General features: G+C 53.3%; 23 protein-coding genes. 8 read left to right on the forward strand and 15 right to left on the reverse strand.

Annotated features, from left to right (window positions below):
• Positions 1–22: 22 nt before the first annotated feature.
• From C0623_14085 to C0623_14095, 3 genes are read right to left on the reverse strand one after another with little or no spacing between them, the layout of a single operon-like run.
• Complete coding sequence (locus C0623_14085) at positions 23–505, reverse strand: NADH-quinone oxidoreductase subunit C (protein ID PLX97960.1); 483 nt, start codon at positions 503–505, stop codon at positions 23–25.
• Between the two features lie 55 nt (positions 506–560).
• The gene (locus C0623_14090; protein ID PLX97961.1) at positions 561–1,070 is read right to left on the reverse strand and encodes an NADH-quinone oxidoreductase subunit B; all 510 of its coding nucleotides are present in this window, start codon (positions 1,068–1,070) and stop codon (positions 561–563) included.
• Complete coding sequence (locus tag C0623_14095; GenBank protein ID PLX97962.1) at positions 1,061–1,417, reverse strand: NADH-quinone oxidoreductase subunit A; 357 nt, start codon at positions 1,415–1,417, stop codon at positions 1,061–1,063. The genes C0623_14090 and C0623_14095 overlap by 10 nt, the downstream gene beginning before the upstream one ends.
• Positions 1,418–2,141: 724 nt before the next feature.
• Here C0623_14095 and C0623_14100 point away from each other — a divergent pair.
• A complete protein-coding gene (locus C0623_14100) occupies positions 2,142–3,053 on the forward strand; it encodes a sensor domain-containing diguanylate cyclase (GenBank protein ID PLX97963.1) in 912 nt (303 codons plus the stop codon).
• On the opposite strand, the gene C0623_14105 is transcribed toward C0623_14100, so the two are convergent.
• From C0623_14105 to C0623_14130, 6 genes are read right to left on the reverse strand one after another with little or no spacing between them, the layout of a single operon-like run.
• Positions 3,050–3,655 carry an electron transport complex subunit RsxE gene (locus tag C0623_14105; protein ID PLX97964.1) on the reverse strand — a complete coding sequence of 202 codons (606 nt, stop codon included), beginning with the start codon at positions 3,653–3,655 and terminating at the stop codon, positions 3,050–3,052. The two genes, C0623_14100 and C0623_14105, sit on opposite strands and share 4 nt — an antisense overlap.
• Complete coding sequence (locus C0623_14110) at positions 3,652–4,239, reverse strand: hypothetical protein (protein ID PLX97965.1); 588 nt, start codon at positions 4,237–4,239, stop codon at positions 3,652–3,654. The genes C0623_14105 and C0623_14110 overlap by 4 nt, the downstream gene beginning before the upstream one ends.
• Positions 4,239–5,225 (reverse strand): electron transporter RnfD, encoded by a 987-nt coding sequence (locus tag C0623_14115; GenBank protein ID PLX97966.1) that lies wholly within the window; start codon positions 5,223–5,225, stop codon positions 4,239–4,241. Before C0623_14115 ends, C0623_14110 begins: the two co-directional genes overlap by 1 nt.
• Entirely contained in the window at positions 5,222–6,553 is a 1,332-nt protein-coding gene (locus C0623_14120) for an electron transport complex subunit RsxC (GenBank protein ID PLX97967.1), read from the reverse strand. The genes C0623_14115 and C0623_14120 overlap by 4 nt, the downstream gene beginning before the upstream one ends.
• Before the next feature lie 3 nt (positions 6,554–6,556).
• Entirely contained in the window at positions 6,557–7,408 is an 852-nt protein-coding gene (locus tag C0623_14125) for a ferredoxin (protein ID PLX97968.1), read from the reverse strand.
• A 13-nt stretch (positions 7,409–7,421) separates the two neighbouring features.
• Positions 7,422–8,003: an electron transport complex subunit RsxA gene (locus tag C0623_14130; protein ID PLX97969.1), complete on the reverse strand. Its 582-nt coding sequence runs from the start codon at positions 8,001–8,003 to the stop codon at positions 7,422–7,424.
• A 317-nt stretch (positions 8,004–8,320) separates the two neighbouring features.
• On the opposite strand from C0623_14130, the gene hemL reads away from it, so the two are divergent.
• From hemL to atpE, 5 genes are all read left to right on the forward strand, one after another.
• Entirely contained in the window at positions 8,321–9,604 is a 1,284-nt protein-coding gene (gene hemL / locus C0623_14135) for a glutamate-1-semialdehyde-2,1-aminomutase (protein PLX97982.1), read from the forward strand.
• Positions 9,605–10,168: 564 nt separating this feature from the next.
• The gene (locus tag C0623_14140; GenBank protein ID PLX97970.1) at positions 10,169–10,420 is read left to right on the forward strand and encodes a magnesium transporter; all 252 of its coding nucleotides are present in this window, start codon (positions 10,169–10,171) and stop codon (positions 10,418–10,420) included.
• The gene (locus C0623_14145; protein ID PLX97971.1) at positions 10,383–10,787 is read left to right on the forward strand and encodes a hypothetical protein; all 405 of its coding nucleotides are present in this window, start codon (positions 10,383–10,385) and stop codon (positions 10,785–10,787) included. The genes C0623_14140 and C0623_14145 overlap by 38 nt, the downstream gene beginning before the upstream one ends.
• The gene (atpB, locus tag C0623_14150) at positions 10,787–11,461 is read left to right on the forward strand and encodes an ATP synthase F0 subunit A (protein ID PLX97972.1); all 675 of its coding nucleotides are present in this window, start codon (positions 10,787–10,789) and stop codon (positions 11,459–11,461) included. Before C0623_14145 ends, atpB begins: the two co-directional genes overlap by 1 nt.
• Positions 11,462–11,530: 69 nt before the next feature.
• Positions 11,531–11,797 (forward strand): ATP synthase F0 subunit C, encoded by a 267-nt coding sequence (gene atpE, locus C0623_14155; GenBank protein PLX97973.1) that lies wholly within the window; start codon positions 11,531–11,533, stop codon positions 11,795–11,797.
• Positions 11,798–11,986: 189 nt separating this feature from the next.
• Here atpE and C0623_14160 read toward each other — a convergent pair whose 3' ends face one another.
• Both C0623_14160 and corA read right to left on the reverse strand, forming a co-directional pair.
• On the reverse strand, positions 11,987–14,434 hold the full coding sequence (locus tag C0623_14160) for a hypothetical protein (protein PLX97974.1): 2,448 nt from the start codon (positions 14,432–14,434) through the stop codon (positions 11,987–11,989).
• The gene (gene corA, locus C0623_14165; GenBank protein ID PLX97975.1) at positions 14,425–15,489 is read right to left on the reverse strand and encodes a magnesium and cobalt transport protein CorA; all 1,065 of its coding nucleotides are present in this window, start codon (positions 15,487–15,489) and stop codon (positions 14,425–14,427) included. The genes C0623_14160 and corA overlap by 10 nt, the downstream gene beginning before the upstream one ends.
• A gap of 84 nt (positions 15,490–15,573) precedes the next feature.
• Between corA and C0623_14170 the strand changes: the two genes are divergently transcribed.
• The gene (locus C0623_14170) at positions 15,574–15,777 is read left to right on the forward strand and encodes a DUF1049 domain-containing protein (GenBank protein PLX97976.1); all 204 of its coding nucleotides are present in this window, start codon (positions 15,574–15,576) and stop codon (positions 15,775–15,777) included.
• Here the strand turns inward: C0623_14170 and C0623_14175 are convergent, their stop codons facing one another.
• From C0623_14175 to C0623_14190, 4 genes are read right to left on the reverse strand one after another with little or no spacing between them, the layout of a single operon-like run.
• Positions 15,778–16,221 (reverse strand): hypothetical protein, encoded by a 444-nt coding sequence (locus tag C0623_14175; protein ID PLX97977.1) that lies wholly within the window; start codon positions 16,219–16,221, stop codon positions 15,778–15,780.
• 38 nt (positions 16,222–16,259) lie between these two features.
• A complete protein-coding gene (locus C0623_14180; GenBank protein PLX97978.1) occupies positions 16,260–17,288 on the reverse strand; it encodes a succinylglutamate desuccinylase in 1,029 nt (342 codons plus the stop codon).
• On the reverse strand, positions 17,289–18,194 hold the full coding sequence (locus C0623_14185; GenBank protein ID PLX97979.1) for a 30S ribosomal protein S6--L-glutamate ligase: 906 nt from the start codon (positions 18,192–18,194) through the stop codon (positions 17,289–17,291). It lies immediately after the preceding gene.
• Positions 18,194–18,646 carry an ATP-dependent zinc protease gene (locus C0623_14190; protein ID PLX97980.1) on the reverse strand — a complete coding sequence of 151 codons (453 nt, stop codon included), beginning with the start codon at positions 18,644–18,646 and terminating at the stop codon, positions 18,194–18,196. Before C0623_14190 ends, C0623_14185 begins: the two co-directional genes overlap by 1 nt.
• A 324-nt stretch (positions 18,647–18,970) precedes the next feature.
• Here C0623_14190 and C0623_14195 point away from each other — a divergent pair, with 324 nt between their 5' ends.
• Positions 18,971–20,275, forward strand: coding sequence for a Fis family transcriptional regulator (locus C0623_14195; GenBank protein ID PLX97981.1), 1,305 nt, complete (start codon positions 18,971–18,973; stop codon positions 20,273–20,275).
• Positions 20,276–20,366 lie beyond the last annotated feature (91 nt).

Here is a 20,366-nt window from a genome sequence, read left to right on the forward strand (position 1 = left end):
CGCGAGTAGATTTTCTTTCGATTTACTGCAGACGACCCTGATACGGTTCACGATCAGGGCCCTGAACCGGGTAGTCCTTGCGCAGGGGGTGCCCCTCCCAATCGGCCGGCATCAGGATGCGGCGCAGGTCGGGATGGTTGTTGAATGCAATCCCCATCAGGTCCCAGCATTCCCGCTCATGCCAGTTGGCTGTCGCCCAGACCGTGCAGACCGTATCGACGGCCGGATCACTCTCTTCAACCGGAACCTTGATCCGGAGGCGATCCTTGAGGGAGATATTGTAAAGATTGTAGACCACCATGAAGCGGGGGGACTGACCGAGATAGTCGACCCCGCAGAGGTCGCAGAGGAAATTATATCCGAGGTCACCTTTAAGGAAATTGCAGATCTCGACGATCTGCTCTTTTTTAACCGTGACCGTCGTCTCGCCCCGGAACTCTACAACATCCAGAACGGCATCTGCGAATTTCTGCTTCAGCTTGCCAACTGCGGCATGTTCACTCATAGCTTGCTTCCCTGTCATTTATTTATTTTAGTAAGCTCCGGCCATACCGGAGTTATCAGACTTCGGAAACCCGTTCGCCGACTCCGAGAACCGATCCGAACGAGTTGCGCTCATTCATGATCTTTTCCTGGAGCTTGCCAATACCGTAAATCAAGCCCTCCGGGCGGGGCGGACAGCCCGGGATATAAACATCAACCGGCAGATGCTGGTCAATACCCTGAACCGTACTGTAGGTATCAAAAATCCCGCCGGAGCAGGCACAGGCACCCATGGCGATAACATACTTCGGTTCCGGCATCTGCTCGTAAACGGTCTCGATAACCGGCAGCATCTTTTTAGTTACGGTCCCGGCAATAATGATCACGTCAGACTGGCGCGGCGACGCACGGAAAAGGATCCCGAGCCGGTCGAGGTCAAAACGGGCCGCACCGGCGGCCATCATTTCGATTGCGCAACAGGCGAGACCAAAGGTCATCGGCCACATTGAACGGGATCTGGACCAGTTAACCAGCTTGTCCAGACTCGTTGTAATGATATTGTTTCCCAGTGTCTGATCTACTCCCATTCCAGCGCTCCTTTTTTCCAGACATATACGTAGCCGACAAACAGGATAAGAATAAAAACGCCCATTTCAGCGAAACCGAACATGCCGAGCCTTTTGAACATCACCGCCCAGGGATAAAGAAAGACAACCTCGATATCAAATACGATAAAGAGCATTGCGATGATGTAAAACTTGACCGAAAAACGATCCCGGGCCGTACCGAAAAGCGGCATGCCGCACTCATACGGTGCGAGCTTGACGGCGGACGGCTTCTTCTGTCCGACCAGGCGGGAAAAAACCACCGAGCCGGCCGCAAAGGCGAAGGCTATGGCGACAAGCACCAGGATCGGCAAATAATTGTCTAGCATGTAATGACTCCTCCCAACGAGATGACTGTCACATTTAATCTAATCAGGGCTGGTTTTAACGGCATTTTAAGCGTGTGCAAGTTAGGATACTTTAAGGTCTTTGTCAAGGGAAAAATACCGTATACTGTATGCACTTTAGCGGGATCGCCTGATGAGCCGCAAATCCGCTTATTCTGGCCTTTTACGACAAATTTGGTCGCCTTTTACCTTTAATGATTATCAGGTTTTATTCGAGACAATAATCGCCCTTTTTCACGCCGGCCAATCGGCTCCATAAACAGAGTTAATTGGTCGCTGAAATTCGACTGTTCCATTTACTGCATTATCAGTTGATCGTGGGCTTTTCAAGCTATATCGGAAGATCGCAATCTTGGCCGATTTTACTATCGCCTGGTCCGCCCTTTTCGGCGAAGACAACCAATCTTGCCGGTTGCGCTCACCGCATCCGCTGCCGGAATCGGGCCGCAAGAGCAATACGCCGAGCCGGTGGCAGACCGACCATCTTGTCGTTCTTCCCGCTGCCGCCGGCAATGCGACAGAATAAGCGGCAAGCCGGGGTCCAGCGTTACCCGCCTGTTTAAGTTTCCGGCACTGCCGGGACAGGCGGAACGATCACCAATTAAAATACGGAAATTTCTACTTTTACCTGTACCCTGTATGGTGGTACTCTGATGTATGTTATGCACGCTGATTAGCGAACTTAGGCGCCTGGGGGCCAGAGAATATGTCGATAACAGATTTGCCGTTTCGTAACGATTTCTACAAGGTTATGCTCGACCAGATGTCGGAAGGGGTCTACTTCACCGACACCGAACGACGCATCCTGTACTGGAACACGGCAGCCGAGCAATTGACCGGCTACAATTCCCAGGACGTTGTCGGATCCTATTGCAACGACAACATCCTGCGCCATGTCGATTGCGATGGTTGCTCGCTCTGCGAAGACCACTGCCCGCTTTTTGACTCGCTCAAGGAAGGTCGTCAGGTTTACAAACGGGCCTACCTTTACCATAAAAAAGGCTACCGGGTCGCCGTTGATGTCAAGGTTTCCCCGGTCTTCGGATCGACCAATCAGATTTTAGGAGCGGTCGAGGTGTTCTCCGATGCTTCCGATTCAATTGTTCTTGAGAATCTCAACCAGACCTTGCGCAAGCAGTTACGCATTGACCTGATGACCAAACTCCCCAACCGACGCGCCTTGATGCAGTCACTGAAGGACGAATTTATCCGTTACAAGCGTTACGAGTCGACTTTTTCGCTGGTAGCGATCGACATTGATCATTTCAAACAGATCAACGACACCCTGGGCCATCCAACCGGAGACCGGGCTCTGATCTGGTTTGCCAATCAGCTCACTTCGGTGTTTCGCAAGGTCGATACAATTAGCCGGTACGGCGGTGAGGAATTTTTCGTGTTGTTGCCGAATACTGCCGCCGACACTGCAGTAAAGGCGGCAGAAAAGTTGAAGATACGCTTGAATGAACAACCCTGCCCGGTGACCGGCGAGATGCTGACGGCCAGCATCGGGGTGACCTCTCTCCTTGCTACCGACACCCTGCGAAGCGTTCTCGAACGTGCCGACCAGGCGATGTACCGGGCCAAGGAAAGCGGCCGCAACCGGATCTGCGCCGTCTAGGAGCGGGTCATACTGCGCCGGGAATCAATCTTGTTCATCCCGGCGAGCAGGATGCCGAGGGTGATAAACGCACCCGGCGGCAGAATCATTAGCAGGAAGGGCTCATAGCCGGACCCGAACAACGAAATTCCGAGCAGCGAACCACTACCGAAGATTTCCCGTACCGCCCCGAGTACAAACAGCGCCAGGGTAAAACCGAGCCCCATACCGACGCCGTCAATAATCGAAATGAAGGTTCTGTTTTTCGAGGCAAAGGCTTCGGCGCGCCCGAGAATCAGGCAATTGACGACAATCAACGGGATAAAAATTCCGAGTGATTTGTGCAAAGAGTAGACGTAAGCTTCCATCACCAGTTGTACGATGGTCACGAACGAGGCGATGATAACGATAAAGGCCGGAATCCGGACCTTCGGTGGAATCATTTTACGCAACAACGAAACGACAATATTGGAATTGACCAGAACAAACGTTGTTGCCAGACCCATTCCGAGCCCATTTTCGGCACTGGTCGTCACCGCCAGTACCGGGCAAAGCCCGAGCAGTAGCCTGAATACAGCATTTTCCCGCCAGATCCCCTTGCTGAATTCTCCAGCGATATTCATTGGACAATCTCCTGGCGATGATCCCGATAAAATTCAAGGCCCGCCTTGACCGCCTTGACCACGGCACGTGGCGAGATCGTCGCACCGGTAATCTGGTCGAACTCGCCGCCATCCTTTTTCACCCGCCAGTCAATATTATCGAGATTCTTCTGTTTGAACTGATCCTTGAACCAGTCCAGGGTAATCTTGTCCCCCAGACCCGGTGTTTCAGCATGGCTGAGAATCTCGATTCCGGAAACGCTGCCGGTTGCATCGACTCCGACCATAATGAAGATATTGCCGCTGTAGCCGTCAGAAGCGACGACCTTGAAGGCAACACCGCTCAACTGGTCTTCCTTGCGCCCCCGATAGAAGGTCCGCGAAACGTCACGTCCCTTCTTGTCGCGGCCGGTGATCAGCTCGATGGTATCGCTGTCCGGGCTGTTGTCATAAGCCGGCATCACCGCCTGCAGGGCGCGCAGGGTTTCGAGGCGTCGCTGTTCGGCAATCGGCTCGCGGGTCACCGATTCGACCAGCGACAGAATCAATCCGGCACCGGCGGTAATCAATGTCAGCACCAGGGCCAGTTTCAGAATATCCTTCATCACCTGCCCTCCGTTGCGCTGCCAAAAACCCGTGGGCGGGTATAACGATCAATCAGCGGCGTCGCCGCATTCATCAGAAGAATCGCGAACGAAACCCCTTCCGGGTAGCCGCCGAACAGCCGGATCAGAACAGTAATCAGGCCGCAGCCGAAACCGAAAACGTACATGCCCCTTGGCGTGACCGGTGAAGTTACCATATCGGTCGCCATATAGAAGGCGCCAAGGACGAGACCACCGGTCAGCAGATGAAACACCGGATCGGGATAACGCGTCGGATCGACCAGCCAGAAAATGCCGCTGGCGATCACCACGGTCGCAATAAAGGTCAGCGGGATATGCCAGGTAATAATCTTTTTCCAGAACAGGTAGGCGGCACCGAGCAACAGGGCCAGGGCCGAAACCTCGCCGACGCAGCCGGCCATGTTGCCGATAAAATAATTTCCGAAGCCGGCGGTCATGTTCTCCGGCAGTTGGCCGGTCAACATAACCGCTGTCTTCCACTCGCCAAGCGGCGTCGCTGCGGACATGACATCGATTCCGCTGCCGAGCGGCGCCGGCGCTGTCCAGGCTGTCATGTGCACCGGGAACGAAATCAACAGGACAACCCGCGCCACCAGAGCCGGGTTGAAGGGATTATAGCCGAGCCCGCCGTAGACCTGCTTACCGACAATAATCGCGATCGCGGCGCCGAGCAGGGAGAGCCACCAGGGTGCATTCGGCGGCATATTGAATGCCAGCAGAATCCCGGTCAGGGCGGCCGAACCGTCAGCAACCGACCATTTTGTCTTGAACATTTTATTGCAAAGCGCTTCGGCGGCAACAGAACCACCGGTACACAGGACCAGCGTCAGCAGGGCCGGCAATCCGAAGAAATAGACGGCAACCACACAGGCCGGCAACAGGCTGTAGATGACCGCCCGCATGATCTTGTCGGTCGTCTCGCCGGAATGGATATGAGGGGAAGAGGAAAGATAGATTCCGGTCATGACTGGATTTTCCTCCGCTTTTCAAGGATGGCGGCCTTCGCGTGGCGCAGACTCTGGACCAGCGGGATGTAAGACGGGCAGCTGTAGCTGCAGCAGCCGCATTCGATACAATCCATTGCACAAAAGTTTTCCGCCTGGTCAAACAGTTCCAGCCTGGTGTAGGCGGCAATTGTCGTCGGCAGCAATCCGGCCGGGCAGGCCCGGACACAACGGGCGCAGCGAATACAGGGGCCCGCTTCGGCCAGCGCAACATCTCCCTCCCGGAAAACAAGCAGGCCAGAGGTGCCTCTGGTCGCCGGGACGTCGAGCGAGAGCTGGGACATGCCCATCATCGGGCCACCCATAATCAGTTTGGCCGGTTCGCCGGAAAGACCGCCGCAGAACTCGGCAAGATGCTGCAGGGGCGTTCCGATCCGGATGCGCAAGTTTTTCTGCTCCTGAATGCCGCTACCGGTCACGGTGCAGATGCGCTCGACCAGCGGTCGGCCTTCGTATACGGCATCGGCGGCGGCGGCAGCGGTACCGACATTCTGCACAACAACACCGACTTCCATCGGCAGTGCGCCACTCGGAACTTCACGACCGGTTATCGCCAGGATCAACTGCTTTTCAGCGCCCTGCGGATACTTGACCGCAAGCGGCACAACCTCGATGCCGGTCCCGACACACTGTTCCGTCATCAGTTCAATCGCATCCGGCTTGTTCGATTCGATCCCGATATAGATGCGATCGACGCCAAGGATTTTGCGCAGAATTACGATACCACGCATAATCCTGTCAGGCTCTTCCAGCATCAATCGATGATCGGCTGTCAGGTAGGGCTCACATTCGACCCCGTTGAGGATCAGGGTGTCGATCGGCTTTTCTTCCGGCGGCGACAGTTTGACATGGGCCGGAAACGTGGCACCGCCCATACCGACAATGCCGGCATCACGCAGCCGGTTCTTCAGCTCATCAGCAGTCAGTTTTTCCGGGTCGCCCTGCACCAACCCTTCGATCCAGGTATCTTCGCCATCCGGCCTGATCACAACCGACGGCAGGGGACGGCCGGAAGGATGCGGCCGCGGTTCGATCGCAATCACTTCACCCGAGGTCGAAGCATGAACCGGCACCGAAACAAACCCCTTGGCGTTGCCGATAACTTGACCCTTTTTAACCAGCGAGCCGACCTCGACACAGACCTCTGCCGGGGCGCCGATATGCTGCGAAAGGGGAATGACCAAAATCTCCGGCAGCGGCACTTCCTCAATCGGTCGGGTCGCCGTTGATTGCTTGCTGTCATCCGGATGCAGGCCACCCGGGAAGGTTTTCAGTTTACCGATTGCCATTGATCAGGCCGCCTTCTCTTTTTTACGCATCGGAACGGTCGCTTCGGCGAAACTGCTCCCTTCAGGATAGCTGATCATAAAATCGCGGATACACTTGGTCGGGCATTTTTCGACCGCTTCCGACGCCTTGTCGTGATGATCGTAAACGACCGTTGCCAGGAAGTTCTCGATTTCATAGGCCTCCGGCACCTGTTTTTTGCAGATCTGGCAGGCAATACAGCCGACATCGCAATATTTCCGGACCAGTGCGCCCTTGTCATGACTGTTGCAAAGAACATGGGTCGTCGCCTCAAGCGGTTTCATCTTGATCACATCGCGCGGACAGGCGGCAACACACTTCCCGCATCCCGTACACTTTCTGCGGCTGATCACCGCCAGATGATCCGGAGTCATCTCAATCGCTCCGAACGGACAGATCCGCTCGCAGGTGCCGAGACCCATACAGCCGCCCGGACACTGCTTCGGTCCATCCGCCACCTTCTGGGCGGCCCGGCAATCGGTCAGACCGAGATACTTGTATTTATTTTTTGCTTTGTGATTATCGCCCTGGCACATGACGACCGCGACTTTCGGGGTTGTCGTAATCGGCGCCAGGCCCATGATATTGGCAATCTTTTCCATGACCGCAGCGCCCCCCGGCGGACAGGGTGCAGAGATTGTATCACTGCCGGCGACCATCTTGGCATAACCGGCACACCCGGGAAAACCGCAGGCACCACAGTTCGCCCCCGGCAGCAGTTCGAGAACAGCTTCCTCGCGCGGATCGACTTCAACGGCGAATTTACGGGCGGCAAAGCCGAGGGCCAGAGCCGCCAGGAATCCGATTGCGCCAAGACTGAGAATTGAAGATAACATCTTGTCGTCTCTTTTAACCTTTTACCAGTCCGGCAAAGCCCATGAAAGCGAGCGAAAGCAGACCGGCGGTGATCAGGGCGATAGCGGTGCCGCGAAACGATTTCGGAACCGGGCAGAGATCAACCCGTTCACGCAGACCTGCGAACAGGATCATCGCCAGAGTAAAACCGATCGCTGCTCCGAGGGCAAATACGACCCCTTCAAGGAAACTGTATTCTTTCTGGATATTGAGTACAGCCAGACCGAGGACAGCACAGTTGGTCGTTATCAGCGGCAGGAAGATGCCGAGAGACTGGTAGAGGACCGGGCTGGTTTTCTGGATAACCATCTCTACGAGCTGGACCAGCGATGCAATCACCAGGATAAAAGCAATGGTCTGCAGATATTCGATCCCGAACGGGATCAGGACAAAGTACTGGATAAACCAGGTCACAACCGTCGCCACGGTCATGACGAAGGTAACAGCCATTCCCATCCCGAGAGCCGTTTCGACTTTTTTCGAAACTCCGAGAAACGGGCAGATGCCGAGGAAGCGGGCGAGAACGAAGTTATTTACGAAGATGGCGCTGACCAGAATCAGCAGCAGTTCAGCCATCGTTGAGTCTCCTGAAAACCATCCGGGTAAATTGGTCTGACCAGCCGTTATAGATCAGATTCAACCCGAAAGTCAAATTTATTTATTTTCATTATCAATAAAACATTAATCGATTTACCGCAGAAATATTTATCGATAATAAAAACATTTCGCCAACAATGCAACTGAATACCAGCTGCCTATCGGCTAACGACACCGGGATCGCTACGGCGCCATCAATGCCGCTGAGCCTTGCTCGCCAACCCTTCTTGACATCAAACAAGCGCTGTGTTAAGCAGACGTTCACTTCCATTCATCTCAAATTCTGTGAGGAAATTATGAACCAGCAGACGTCTGCAAAACTGTTCGCCCGCGCCAAGGAACTGATCCCCGGTGGCGTCAACAGCCCGGTTCGGGCATTCAAATCGGTCGGGCGCGACCCGATCTTCATCAATAAGGCCGCGGGCTCGAAAATAGAGGATGCCGACGGAAATACCTATATTGATTATGTCGGATCCTGGGGCCCGATGATCCTCGGCCATTGTCATCCCAAGGTCGTTGAAGCGATCAAGGCCGCCGCCGACAGCGGCGCCTCTTATGGGGCTCCGACCGAAAAAGAGACGATCCTTGCCGAAATGGTCTGTGATGCCTACCCGAATATCGAAATGGTGCGGATGGTCTCCTCCGGCACCGAAGCGACCATGAGCGCCATCCGTCTGGCCCGTGGCTACACCGGCCGCGACAAAATCCTCAAGTTCGACGGTTGTTATCATGGCCACGCCGATTCCCTGCTGGTCAAGGCCGGCAGCGGCCTCGCCACTTTTGGCGTGCCGACCTCGCCCGGCGTACCGGCCGATTTTGCCAAGCACACCTTGACCGCAACGTACAATGATCTAGAAGAAGTCAAGGCGATGGTCGCAGCCAACAAAGGCGAAATTGCCGGGATCATCCTTGAACCGATCGCCGGCAACATGGGCTGCGTCGCCCCGAAAAAAGGTTTCCTGGAAGGGTTACGTCAGCTCTGTGATGCCGAAGGCATCGTTCTCATCATCGACGAGGTTATGACCGGCTTCCGCGTCGCCTACGGCGGAGCCCAGGAACGTTTCGGCGTGCGTGGCGACCTCGTCTGCCTCGGCAAGATCATCGGCGGTGGTCTGCCGGTCGGTGCCTTCGGCGGCAAGCGAGAGATCATGAAAGCCCTCTCGCCGGACGGCGGCGTCTACCAGGCCGGCACCCTCTCCGGCAACCCGCTGGCGATGAGCGCCGGCATTGCCACCTTGAAGCTGCTCAAGGAAGAGGGATTCTACGACAAAATCGAAGAAAAGAGCGCCTACCTCGAAAAAGGTCTGCGGGCCGCTGCTGAAAGCGCCGGCGTCGCCACCTCGTTGCAGCGGGTCGGCGGCATGTTCTGCACCTATTTCCAACCGGAAGAGGTCTTCTGCTTTGCCGACGTCAAAGCGGAGACGCCGCAGATCTTCGCCAGATTCTTCCAGTCGATGCTCGAAGAAGGGATCAACCTGGCTCCGAGCCAGTACGAGGCCGGCTTCATGAGTGCCGCCCACTCGACCGAAGATCTCGATGCGACGATCGCTGCAGCCGAGAAATCTTTTAAGGCGCTTTGATTCGTTACCCACTTTTTACCAAGTTTTAAATTCAAAAAGCCCTGTCACGTGACAGGGCTTTTTTTTGGGGCATCTCACTTCTAACGATTACCGAACGTTTTGTCATAGCTTTTCCAGGAAGGTTGAGTCGTGAGCGTGCGCGCTCACACTGCGCCTTACTCTTTTGGCAACGCTAAAAAGAGTAAGCAGAAAAACGCTGCGTCCCAACTCTCAGTTGTTCCCGAAATGTCACAGATGAAAATCGACCGTAAAAAAACTCCGTCCGCCATTGCCAGTCGGCAATTCTGTCCTCAAACAGTTTTTACGGCTGTTTCGATTTAAATCCGTGCCCCCCTCGGCGCTCCGCCATGGGACGAAAAACCAAAAACCTGTCATTCCCGACCCGATCGCGAATCCATTTTTTTCAACTGTTTCCATAATTCTTCGTCGTAACAACACGATCAAGGGGAACACCACAGATGAGAGTTTTTATTGGCGAAAAAAGTTGACTTGGACTACCTGCTATGCTAGAAAAAGTCGTTTTTAGACCGAGTTGTATGCTGTATACAATTTACCGGGCTCCGGATGTCAGACAACAAAAACCAAATGTACCGATCCCTGATGTATGCTTCCAGCCTCGGGATCGCCATGGTCGCTGCCATCCTGATCGGCTTGTATGTTGGCTACCAGCTTGACAAATGGCTTGACACATCGCCCTGGTTCACTCTTGTTTTTCTGTTTCTGGGAATCATTTCAGGATTCAGAAACATTTTCATTTTATCGAAGCGGGCGATGAAGGATGATAGCGATCAGCAAGACACCGACGATCAGCACTGAACTGGCTTTCACCAGAAGTTTCTTTCGCCGGAACTGGCTAATCCTTGGAGTGGCGCTGCTGATGGCCCTGGTTTTCGGTTCACAGCCGATGACGAAAGGGATTCTGGCCGGTGGCCTGATTTCGATTGCCAGCTTTTACTGGCTCAACCGGTCACTAAAGAAACTGCTGGGGCCGACGGCGACCGGATCGAAGTTCTTGATGCAGATCCTCTCGATGCTGAAACTGGTGATCATCGCCCTGATTCTGCTGCTGCTGATCATGAACTATGATATCGATCCGATCGGGATATTGATCGGGTTGTCGATAATTGTTGCAAACGTTTTCGTAGTTGTCATAAAGAGTTTATTCACGGGAGATTTATCGTAATGGTTCATCCTTTTTTATTCCTTGAGTGGATTGCCCACAAGGTCCACGTTGCGGTCGGTAATCACGTTCTGTACACCTGGCTGGTCATGGCGATTCTGATCGTTCTGGCTCTCGTCGCAAGCCGCGGCCTGAAAATGGTGCCGTCCGGCCTGCAGAATTTCTTCGAGCCGGTCATCGACATGATCGAGGGAATGATTGAAGAGATCATGGGACCGAAGGGAAAGACCTACTTCCCGCTGATCGCGACGATTGCCTTCTTTATCCTGACCTGTAACCTGATCGCCCTGATTCCCGGTTTCTACCCGCCAACCGCTTCGCCGAATACCAACGCGGCAATGGCGATCATCGTTTTCTTGATGACCCACATTATCGGCGTCAAGGAACACGGGCTGCACTACTTCAAACACTTTACCGGTCCAATCTGGTGGATGGCGCCGCTGATGGTGCCGATCGAGATTATCGGCCATCTCGCCAGGCCGCTATCGCTGACCCTGCGTCTGTTCGGCAACATGTACGGCCACGAGATCGTTATCATGGTCTTCATCTTCATGGCGCCGCTGATCGTTCCGGTGCCGATCATGTTGATGGGTGTTCTGGTTGCCTTTATCCAGACTTACGTATTCATGCTGCTGTCGATGATCTACATCGCCGGCGCTATTGAAGAAGCTCACTAATCCGTTTCAAACGGTTGATTCAAGTCCTATATTTTTTAGGAACAACAAAAAACAGGAAGGAGAAACATCATGGAATTTTACACTATGTGCGTTATCGCTGCTGCTTTCGGCATGGCTATCGGTTCGTTCGGTACCGGCCTCGGCCAGGGTATTGCTATCAGCAAGGCTGTTGAAGGCGTTGCTCGCAACCCTGGCGCCAGCGGCAAGATCATGACCATCATGCTGATCGGTCTGGCAATGATCGAGTCCCTCGCTATCTACGTTCTCGTCGTTGCACTGTTGATTTTCTTCGGTGTCGGCCCGATCTTCGAAGCCGTTGCCAAGATCGCTGGTTAATCAGCAAATCAAAGCAGGACACAGAAAAGGGCCGCCCAATGGGCGGCCCTTTTTTTATTGGCTTCCGGCCACATTTGCTCATTTATTGTTTTTGATCATTTTCCGACTCATGAAATAAATCAATTGAGAAGAACCAGCATACCGGCGAAAGCTGGCAGGTGGTCGTGACATTTACCCCAACACTGCGACCTATCTCTTTTGTCCCGACAGATCGATCTCCGGCGCCACGCTCCTGAGATGCAGGTCACGCTGCGGGAAAGGTATCTCGATACCGGCCTGTTTGAACTCCCGGCTGATTGCCACTCCGAGGTCGCTGATCAGGGTCAGGCGATTCTTGATATCATCGACCCAGACCCGGAGTTCAAAATTGATTGAGCTGTCACCGAATTCGGTAAAGATCGCCGATGGCGGTGGATCGCTGACCACCGCCGGATGGCCATCACCGACCTGGTTGAGAACCTCGATCACTTTTTCCAGATCGGTACCATATTTGACCCCGACTTTGAGCGTAACACGCGAGACATTACTGGAGAGTGTCCAGTTGAGAACCTTTTCCGATATCATGTGTGAGTTCGGCACGATCAGTTCCGAACGGTCCCAGGTTTCAACGACGGTCGAACGCATGCCGATCTTGAGGATCGCCCCCCACTGGCCATCGATGATAACCGCGTCCCCGACCTTGACCGGCCGTTCGAACAGCATGATCAATCCGCTGACGAAGTTGTTAAAAATATCCTGTAACCCGAAACCGATACCGATACCGAAGGCACCGGCGAGGATCGCGAAGTTCTGCAGCTCGATTCCGGCCATGGTCATGGCGACAATAAAGCCGACCAGGACAAATCCATAGTGGCTCAGTTTTTTGAAAGCGTCTCTTACACCGCGATCGATCTGTTTGCCGAAAAAGATTTGCGTTTCCAGAAAAGATTGAAAAAACCACGAGAGCAGGATCGCCGAATACATGACGATCAGGATCAGGCCAACCATTCTGACCGAAATATGAAACTCGCCGATTGAATACTCGAGAGCAATCAGGGAGACCCAGGCGGCGTTGACATTTTCATAAAGTCCCCAGATCTCGAGCAGATAGAGAAGGGTAATAACCGTGATCACAATCCGGGCGATCCGTGAGAAGCGGCCGCTGACCCGCGACCCGAGGTTTTTGACAAACCGGCTATCAGTGACAATATCAGACTGGAAGAAGTATTCGATCCCGCCTTCGGCAATGCGCATCGCCATCAGGGCAAAAATCATTACGAACACGGTGCCGATCGAAGATTCAATCAGCTGCAGGGCAAAGGTCGCGTAACCACTTATCTGGGCAATCAGGACAACCAGGAGTATCCCTTTCCCGATGCTTACGATCAGCAGGTAGCGATCGAAACGTCCGGTGAAATGCTTGCGGTGTCGGCGGGCTATCGAATAGAGAAACGGCAGACCGAACACCGAAACCAGAACCAGAAATAGCCGGTAGAGCGGTAGCGGAAGTGCCAGGGTCGTCAAGGTTTTCGAGACAATGAAAAAACCGGCCAGAATATAAATCAGTGTCTGCTGGTTTCCTTCCGGCAACAGCTCACTCGCCAGGCGTGCCGCACATATCGTTGCAATCAGCAGGATAAAAAGCTGCAAAAGCGGCGGCGGTAGACTGCTATAAAAAAGAACAGGCGCTGCAAGGGCAATGAAGAGCGCCGCCGAGACCGGCCGGTGGAAGATAAACTGCCAATCTTCGGTTCTGGCGGTCGATGAGACCTCAAGCCGCTTGAATACTATGATCAGCCCGGCGACCAGGAAGAATTGTGCCAGCAGAAGCCAGCTATGCTGCTTGAAAAACGACGTGTCGAACTGTAATGCAGCGCGCACCCCCTCGCCGGTTCTGACCAGCAATCTCTCATCGAGCTGCGCCAGGTAATCACTGCTGAACAGGGGATGGGCATTCCGTTTATAGGGGTCCCGTCGCAGTGCCGCCACTTCGGTATCAAGCGTTTCGCGCAGACCGATCATTTCTTCGCGTAATCGTGAGACCTGTTCCTGCAGTTGCAGCAAATCAGTCGATTTCTTCTTCGCCCGGGCCAGCGTTTCGTCAATTGCATTGCGCACCTTATTAAAGGTCTGGCGCGGAACTTTTGCCCCGGCCGCTTCGAGCGAGCTGCGCCACTTGGCCCAATACTCTTGCCGCTCGGTCCATTCCGTGCGAATCTCTTCGAGATTTTTTAATGGAACACCGACCTGCTCGAGTAGCTGCTTGAGACTGCGGCTCTGGTTGTCGACCTGGGCCCTGACATTAAGCAGGCGATTAACCGGCCAATCCTTTGGCTGACCATACTCCTTGAGCTTCGCCTCGAATTCCCCCCAGACTTTCCTCGCCTTCTGATAGTCATCCGTAAAGGTCTCGGGACCGCTGATCTCTTCGAGCGCCGCGATCAGCTTGACCAGGTCGGCATCGATCTGCGAAGAGCGCGGCACAACCTCTTCCAAGCCCGGGTAGACTACCTGTTCCTGGATGGAATCCGGCGTTGCCGGAGCTGTCTCCTCGGCCGCAGGGACACCATAAGGCATCAGGAGATGGAGGGCGAACAGCCCGGCCAGCAATATCGTTGCGTTGATCCGCAATCCATCACTCCGAGGCATCAGAACCATCTTTTTTTCCTGAAATAGAGGATCATCCCGACGACGGTCGCACCCATCAGCATCCAGACTGCCGGGTAAGCCCAGCGCCACTTCAGCTCCGGCATATACTCGAAATTCATCCCGTACACTCCGGCAATAAAGGTCAGTGGAATAAAAATCGAGGCCATGATCGTTAAAACCTTCATCACTTCGTTCATCCGGTTGCTAACGCTCGACATGTACAGATCAAGCAGCCCTGAGACGGTGTCACGAAAAATTTCGACGGTATCCATTACCTGAATCGAGTGGTCGTAGAGGTCGCGCAGAAACATCCGGGTTTCCGGATCGAACAGCGCCGAATCTTCCTTCTGCATTTCGGCAATAACCTCCCGCAGCGGCCAGATCGATTTACGCAGAACCAGCAGCTGGTTTTTAAAATGATAGATCCGGTTGAGGCAATCCTGGGTCGGCTCGTGAATCAGATCCTGCTCGAGCAGGGTCAATTGGTCACCGATTTTTTCGAGGATATGAAAATAACTGTCAACCACCGAGTCGATGAGGGCATAAACGAGATAATCGGCCCCGCGATTTCGAATTCTTCCACTCTTCCGCTGCAAGCGTTCTCGGACACCATTGAATACGTCGCCCCGGCGCTCCTGGAACGACAGGACGTAATTTTTACCGAAAACAAAACTGAATTGCTCGGCATTGACAACCATTTTTTCGTCATCAAAACTGAGCATCTTGAGAATGATCACTACGTAATCATCAAAGAGTTCAAACTTCGATCGATGGCCAGTATTAAGAATGTCTTCGAGGGCGAGCTTGTGGATGCCGAAATTCTCTCCCAGTTTATTGATCAATTCAATATCATGCAGTCCGTAGAGATTAATCCAGCTGACACTCGAGGTTTCTTTCAGTGGCGTACATTCTTCGATCGTTACATCGTCAAGTCGTTCAATCTTTTCCGGAGCATAATCGATGATGTTCAGTTCCGGGTTCTCGATCTTCTGTTCACCGACATGAACCAGGGTTCCGGGGGCCAGGCCAACTTCTTTTGCTTTTATCTTCAATAATTTGAACATCCGATTCTCCTCAAAAGCAACAGGAGCTTGATATCCTACGGATAAAGTATACTCTTAAACTGACTGAAGAAAGCAGGCGTCGACATGAAACTGAAGCTGATCTCCATTGTCCTGTCAGTGATCCTGATATCACTTTTCGCCCTGCAGAACATTGAACAGGTCGAAGTCACTTTTTTGTTTTGGGGCTTCACCCTGCCGCGTTCACTGCTGATGCTGACCCTGTTCTGTCTCGGCATCCTCTGTGGTATTTCCATTTCCACGATCGCCGGGCACAAAAAACGGCGATAATCAACCCGTTTCTTCTGCTCGACTCCCGCCAGCTGTTTCCCGCTGATGCACCAGTATCGAGGCGATTCGGATCATTCCCAAAACCAGTAAAAGCACGCTGAGAGCTAAAATTGAAGTCGCTTCCAGCTGGTTTTTAAAAAGATTAATCATCACTTCGCGCAGCACAAAAACGATTCCGCCATCAATGATAAATGTTAAACGGATGCGGTTGATATTGAAATATTCGACCAGCGACCGGGATAGCTCGACCAGAACGAAAAGGGTCAGAACATCCGAAATTATTTTATAAAATTCACCGCTGATTCCAGTGCCATTAAAGAGCGCGTAAACCTGATAAAAAAGCCGCCCGACACCGATGATCATCCCGAGCATGATAAAAAGAAGAATAAATGCAAATACAATTTTGACCAGTATGTTAAAATAGTCCTTTAATTTTCCTTCCAATGAACTCCGTTTCACGTTCACCTCGCTTTTTACTCAAGTTATTTCAATTGTGGCCAGAAGTCCTCCGGACCGAGATCGGATTTCAGGTCCTCAACCACCTGTTCGGCATCCGGGTCCCCTTCAAGCATGGCGATATGATAAAGCGCGTCGCCCTGATAGACCAGCGGCTGAATCAGCCGGCCGACAACCAGTCCGGAAACGGGAGCGGTGACCTTTTTTTCTTTTTCGCCAAAAGGATCGGAGACAACTCCGAGATCATCCCCCTTGTTGACATGTCGGCCGACAACCGTCGATTTGATTTGCATACCGCTGATCGGCGCCCGCACCCATTTCGAGGCTGATGATTTGAAGATCGAATGTGAAATCCGGGACGGCCGACTGGTCAGCATACCGATTGCGCGCATCACATTGAGGACCCCGCGTAGCCCGGTGCGGATCGATAACTCGTCAAAACGAAACGATTCACCGGCCTCATACAGCAGCATCGGGATACCGAGATCGGCAATCGCTTCGCGTAAGGAACCATCCCGCGTCTGTGCATCGATCATTACCGGCGCACCGAAGGCGATCGCCATCGCCTCGGTCTCAGGATTATCAAGACCACCCCTGACCTGGGGGAGGTTGAACCGGTCGTTGGATCCAGTGTGGAGATCGATCCCATGCGTACAGTGCGAGAGGATTTCCGTCAACAACAGGCTGGCCAGCCGCGAGGCGAGCGACCCTTTTTCCGACCCGGGGAACGAGCGGTTGAGATCCCTTCGATCCGGCAGATAGCGGCTGCGATGAATAAATCCGAAGCTGTTGACGACGGGAATCACTATCAGTGTCCCGCGCAGGCGATCGATATTTTTACGCTTCAGCAGCCGTCGGATAATCTCGACGCCATTGATTTCATCGCCATGGATGGTCGAGGTGACAAACATTTTCGGACCCGGCTTGCGACCATGAATAACATGGACCGTCAGGGTCATTTCGGTATGGGTGTAGAGCTTGGCCATCGGCAGATCGATGGTTGCACGCTGCCCGGGCCTGATCGTCACACCGCCTATGGTAATCGGTGGTTGCATTCAGCCCTTGCCCCGGGTTCGGGTTTTCCCCGGTTTGCTTTGTTTTTCGATAAACTGAACAATCTGGCCGGCAACGTCCTTGCCGGTTGCCTTTTCGATGCCTTCAAGCCCCGGTGATGAGTTGACCTCCATGACCACCGGGCCATGGTTGGATCGGAGGATATCAACCCCGGCGACGTTGAGACCCATGATTTTAGCGGAGCGCACAGCCGTCGATCGCTCTTCCGGAGTCAGTTTGACCACCGAAGACTGACCGCCCCGGTGCAGGTTGGAGCGAAATTCTCCTTCGGCGCCCTGACGCTTCATTGCCGCCACGACCTTGTCGCCAATGACAAAGCAGCGGATATCGGCTCCGCCGGCTTCCTTGATAAACTCCTGCACCAGGATCTGGGCTTTGAGGCCACGGAAAGCTTCGATGACTGATTCAGCCGCCTTCTTGGTCTCGGCAAGCACCACCCCGATCCCCTGGGTTCCCTCCAGCAGTTTCACCACCAACGGCGCCCCACCGACCAGGGAGATCAGATCCTGGGTATATCTGGTCGTATGGGCAAAGCCGGTCACCGGCAGACCGATCCCCTTGCGCGACAGTAACTGCATGCTCCGCAACTTGTCGCGCGAGCGGCTGATCGCGACCGATTCATTAACACTGTAAACGTTCATCATTTCAAACTGCCGGACAACCGCAGTGCCATAGAAGGTGATTGACGCGCCGATCCGGGGGACAATCGCATCAAAACCGGTCAACTCTTCTCCCTTGTAATGAATGGTCGGCCGCTGCGACGCAATGGTCATGTAGCAGAGCAGAGTGTCGATGACCTTGGCCTCGTGCCCCCTTTGCTCTATCGCCTCGACCAGACGACGGGTTGAGTAAAGTTCCGGGTTCCGGGAGAGAATTCCTATCTTCATTATTTTCCTTTCGAATATGCCTTTCTCAGATCGCGGCCTCCGAGAAAAGATTTCTGCGGGTCGACATTAAAGTTCCCTGCCAGGGCCGTGCGGCCCAGCAACATGCGAAATTTCATGGTGTCGCGATTGGTCAATGTCAATTCGATCGGCCACGACAGATCTCTAAACACGACCTTCTCTTCAATCACATAGCGACGCTCCTGATGTCCGCCGGAATCGGTTACGGTCCGCTGATCTTTGACAATGGACTCGCACACCAGCTCCAGATCATTGTTCTTCTGCAGCGGATGGATGCCGAAACGAACCATGTCAACGCCATCCCTGCTGAACGGTTCGATGAAATAGGCATGCAGGGCAGACGTCCTGGCACCGGTATCGATCTTCGCTTTAATCGCCGGGATATTAAGACCCGGCAAGGCCAGCCACTCTCGCCAGCCGATCAACTCATTCATTATAATCCGCCCATCACCTGCAGAAGACTTAACTAGAGTATTCCATATTTTGTTTGTTTCGCAATGATCACGATTCAGTACATACACCCTATCCTGTTAAAATTACAAATAAAAAACGGCAGAAGTTAACCTTTCAACACCATTTTCAGTCATTGCCATTTTTCCCTCGCAACTTGCGCTGGACCAATCATTTTCAGGGAAACATCCTGATGTTTTTTAATTCCACATTTTAGTGTTGCTAATATGTTGCAAATGCAACATATTAGCTATAATAAATTAAACGAATCAAATAACCTGCTACCTATTTGCGGCGAGTAAAGAATCATGGAATATTGCGAAGCAGTCCTCGACAGTGTTGCTGACGGTGTTTTTACCGTTGATAACGATATGCGCATCACCACTTTTAACCGTGCGGCCCAGGAAATGACCGGATATTCCAAAGAAGAAGCAATCGGTCGATACTGTTTTGAAGTCTTCCGCACGTCAGTCTGCGAAAGCGACTGCCCGGTTCGGCTGGCGATGCTCAACGACGCTCCGGTCACCAACCGGGAGTTTGATATCCTCGATCGGCATGATCAAAAACTGCATGTTTCGGTCAGCGCTTCAGTTTTACGAGATGAGCACGGTAATGCCGTCGGCGGTGTCGAGACATTGCGCGACCTCTCCCTGATTCTGGCCTTGAAGCGGGAAATCAAGGATATGTACTCGTTTCAGGATATGATCAGTCGCAACCATGAAATGCAGCACCTGTTTAATGTCATCCCTGATGTCGCGCTCAGTGACGCAACCATCCTGATTCAGGGCGCAAGCGGAACCGGCAAGGAACTCATTGCCCGTGCTATTCATGACCTGAGCGGGCGCAAGGACGGTCCGATGGTCACGGTCAACTGCGGAGCCCTGCCGGAACCTTTACTCGAAGCCGAGATATTCGGCGCCAAGCGTGGCGCCTACACCGGCGCCATGGAGAACCGCCCGGGCCGCCTTGAAATGGCTCAGGGAGGCACGCTCTTTCTTGATGAAATCGGCGACCTGCCGCTGCCGCTCCAGGTCAAACTACTGCGCGTGCTTGAAAACCGCGAATACCAACCCCTCGGCGCCAAGCATCCGCAGAAGGCCGATGTTCGATTTCTCACCGCAACTCACCGCAACATTGTCGATATGGTTGAAGAAGGAACATTCCGGCGTGACCTCTTTTTCCGTATTAATGTTGTTTCTCTCGAGGTACCGTCGCTCAACAGCCGGCCGGAAGATATACCGCTGCTCCTCGATTTTGCCCTCGATAAGTTCAACCAGAAGTACGGCAAACGGATCCGCGGATTCTCCCCCGAAGCGATGCAGGTCATGCTCGAACACGACTACCCCGGGAATGTCCGTGAACTCCTTAATCTGGTCGAGCAGGTTGTCATTCTCTGCCACAGCGGCGAAATCGAGCTCGAACAGCTCCCGGCATCCCTCACCATGAGTCGACGCGACAAGGATGTTGCAACCCGATCAAGACGGCGCCCCAACAAGGAAACATTGCTTCGCATCCTTGAAAAACATAACGGCAACAGGACCGAGGTTGCCGAAGAATTCAATGTTGACCGCACAACCCTCTGGCGCTGGATGAAACGTTTCGATTTGACCTGATTTGACCCCTCATCAACAATGTTGCATTGTGTTGCGTTGCTATAAATTGCAACACCAATTGCAACATTTACATTTGAATCCTAAAATTAAA

It is taken from the genome of Desulfuromonas sp. (assembly GCA_002869615.1).
Taxonomy (GTDB): Bacteria; Desulfobacterota; Desulfuromonadia; order Desulfuromonadales; family UBA2294; genus BM707.

What these genes read in the sequence shown, in the direction of transcription:
- C0623_14090 (PLX97961.1), bottom strand. Translation starts at nt 1,070, where the DNA reads ATGGGAGTAGATCAGACACTGGGAAACAATATCATTACAACGAGTCTG.
- C0623_14140 (PLX97970.1), top strand. Translation starts at nt 10,169, where the DNA reads ATGTCAGACAACAAAAACCAAATGTACCGATCCCTGATGTATGCTTCC.
- C0623_14180 (PLX97978.1), bottom strand. Translation starts at nt 17,288, where the DNA reads ATGCAACCACCGATTACCATAGGCGGTGTGACGATCAGGCCCGGGCAG.
- C0623_14170 (PLX97976.1), top strand. Translation starts at nt 15,574, where the DNA reads ATGAAACTGAAGCTGATCTCCATTGTCCTGTCAGTGATCCTGATATCA.
- C0623_14130 (PLX97969.1), bottom strand. Translation starts at nt 8,003, where the DNA reads ATGGCTGAACTGCTGCTGATTCTGGTCAGCGCCATCTTCGTAAATAAC.
- C0623_14115 (PLX97966.1), bottom strand. Translation starts at nt 5,225, where the DNA reads ATGACCGGAATCTATCTTTCCTCTTCCCCTCATATCCATTCCGGCGAG.
- C0623_14190 (PLX97980.1), bottom strand. Translation starts at nt 18,646, where the DNA reads ATGAATGAGTTGATCGGCTGGCGAGAGTGGCTGGCCTTGCCGGGTCTT.
- hemL (PLX97982.1), top strand. Translation starts at nt 8,321, where the DNA reads ATGAACCAGCAGACGTCTGCAAAACTGTTCGCCCGCGCCAAGGAACTG.
- C0623_14085 (PLX97960.1), bottom strand. Translation starts at nt 505, where the DNA reads ATGAGTGAACATGCCGCAGTTGGCAAGCTGAAGCAGAAATTCGCAGAT.
- atpE (PLX97973.1), top strand. Translation starts at nt 11,531, where the DNA reads ATGGAATTTTACACTATGTGCGTTATCGCTGCTGCTTTCGGCATGGCT.
- corA (PLX97975.1), bottom strand. Translation starts at nt 15,489, where the DNA reads ATGTTCAAATTATTGAAGATAAAAGCAAAAGAAGTTGGCCTGGCCCCC.
- C0623_14195 (PLX97981.1), top strand. Translation starts at nt 18,971, where the DNA reads ATGGAATATTGCGAAGCAGTCCTCGACAGTGTTGCTGACGGTGTTTTT.
- C0623_14110 (PLX97965.1), bottom strand. Translation starts at nt 4,239, where the DNA reads ATGAAGGATATTCTGAAACTGGCCCTGGTGCTGACATTGATTACCGCC.
- C0623_14100 (PLX97963.1), top strand. Translation starts at nt 2,142, where the DNA reads ATGTCGATAACAGATTTGCCGTTTCGTAACGATTTCTACAAGGTTATG.
- C0623_14125 (PLX97968.1), bottom strand. Translation starts at nt 7,408, where the DNA reads ATGTTATCTTCAATTCTCAGTCTTGGCGCAATCGGATTCCTGGCGGCT.
- C0623_14145 (PLX97971.1), top strand. Translation starts at nt 10,383, where the DNA reads ATGATAGCGATCAGCAAGACACCGACGATCAGCACTGAACTGGCTTTC.
- atpB (PLX97972.1), top strand. Translation starts at nt 10,787, where the DNA reads ATGGTTCATCCTTTTTTATTCCTTGAGTGGATTGCCCACAAGGTCCAC.
- C0623_14185 (PLX97979.1), bottom strand. Translation starts at nt 18,194, where the DNA reads ATGAAGATAGGAATTCTCTCCCGGAACCCGGAACTTTACTCAACCCGT.
- C0623_14120 (PLX97967.1), bottom strand. Translation starts at nt 6,553, where the DNA reads ATGGCAATCGGTAAACTGAAAACCTTCCCGGGTGGCCTGCATCCGGAT.
- C0623_14160 (PLX97974.1), bottom strand. Translation starts at nt 14,434, where the DNA reads ATGGTTCTGATGCCTCGGAGTGATGGATTGCGGATCAACGCAACGATA.
- C0623_14105 (PLX97964.1), bottom strand. Translation starts at nt 3,655, where the DNA reads ATGAATATCGCTGGAGAATTCAGCAAGGGGATCTGGCGGGAAAATGCT.
- C0623_14095 (PLX97962.1), bottom strand. Translation starts at nt 1,417, where the DNA reads ATGCTAGACAATTATTTGCCGATCCTGGTGCTTGTCGCCATAGCCTTC.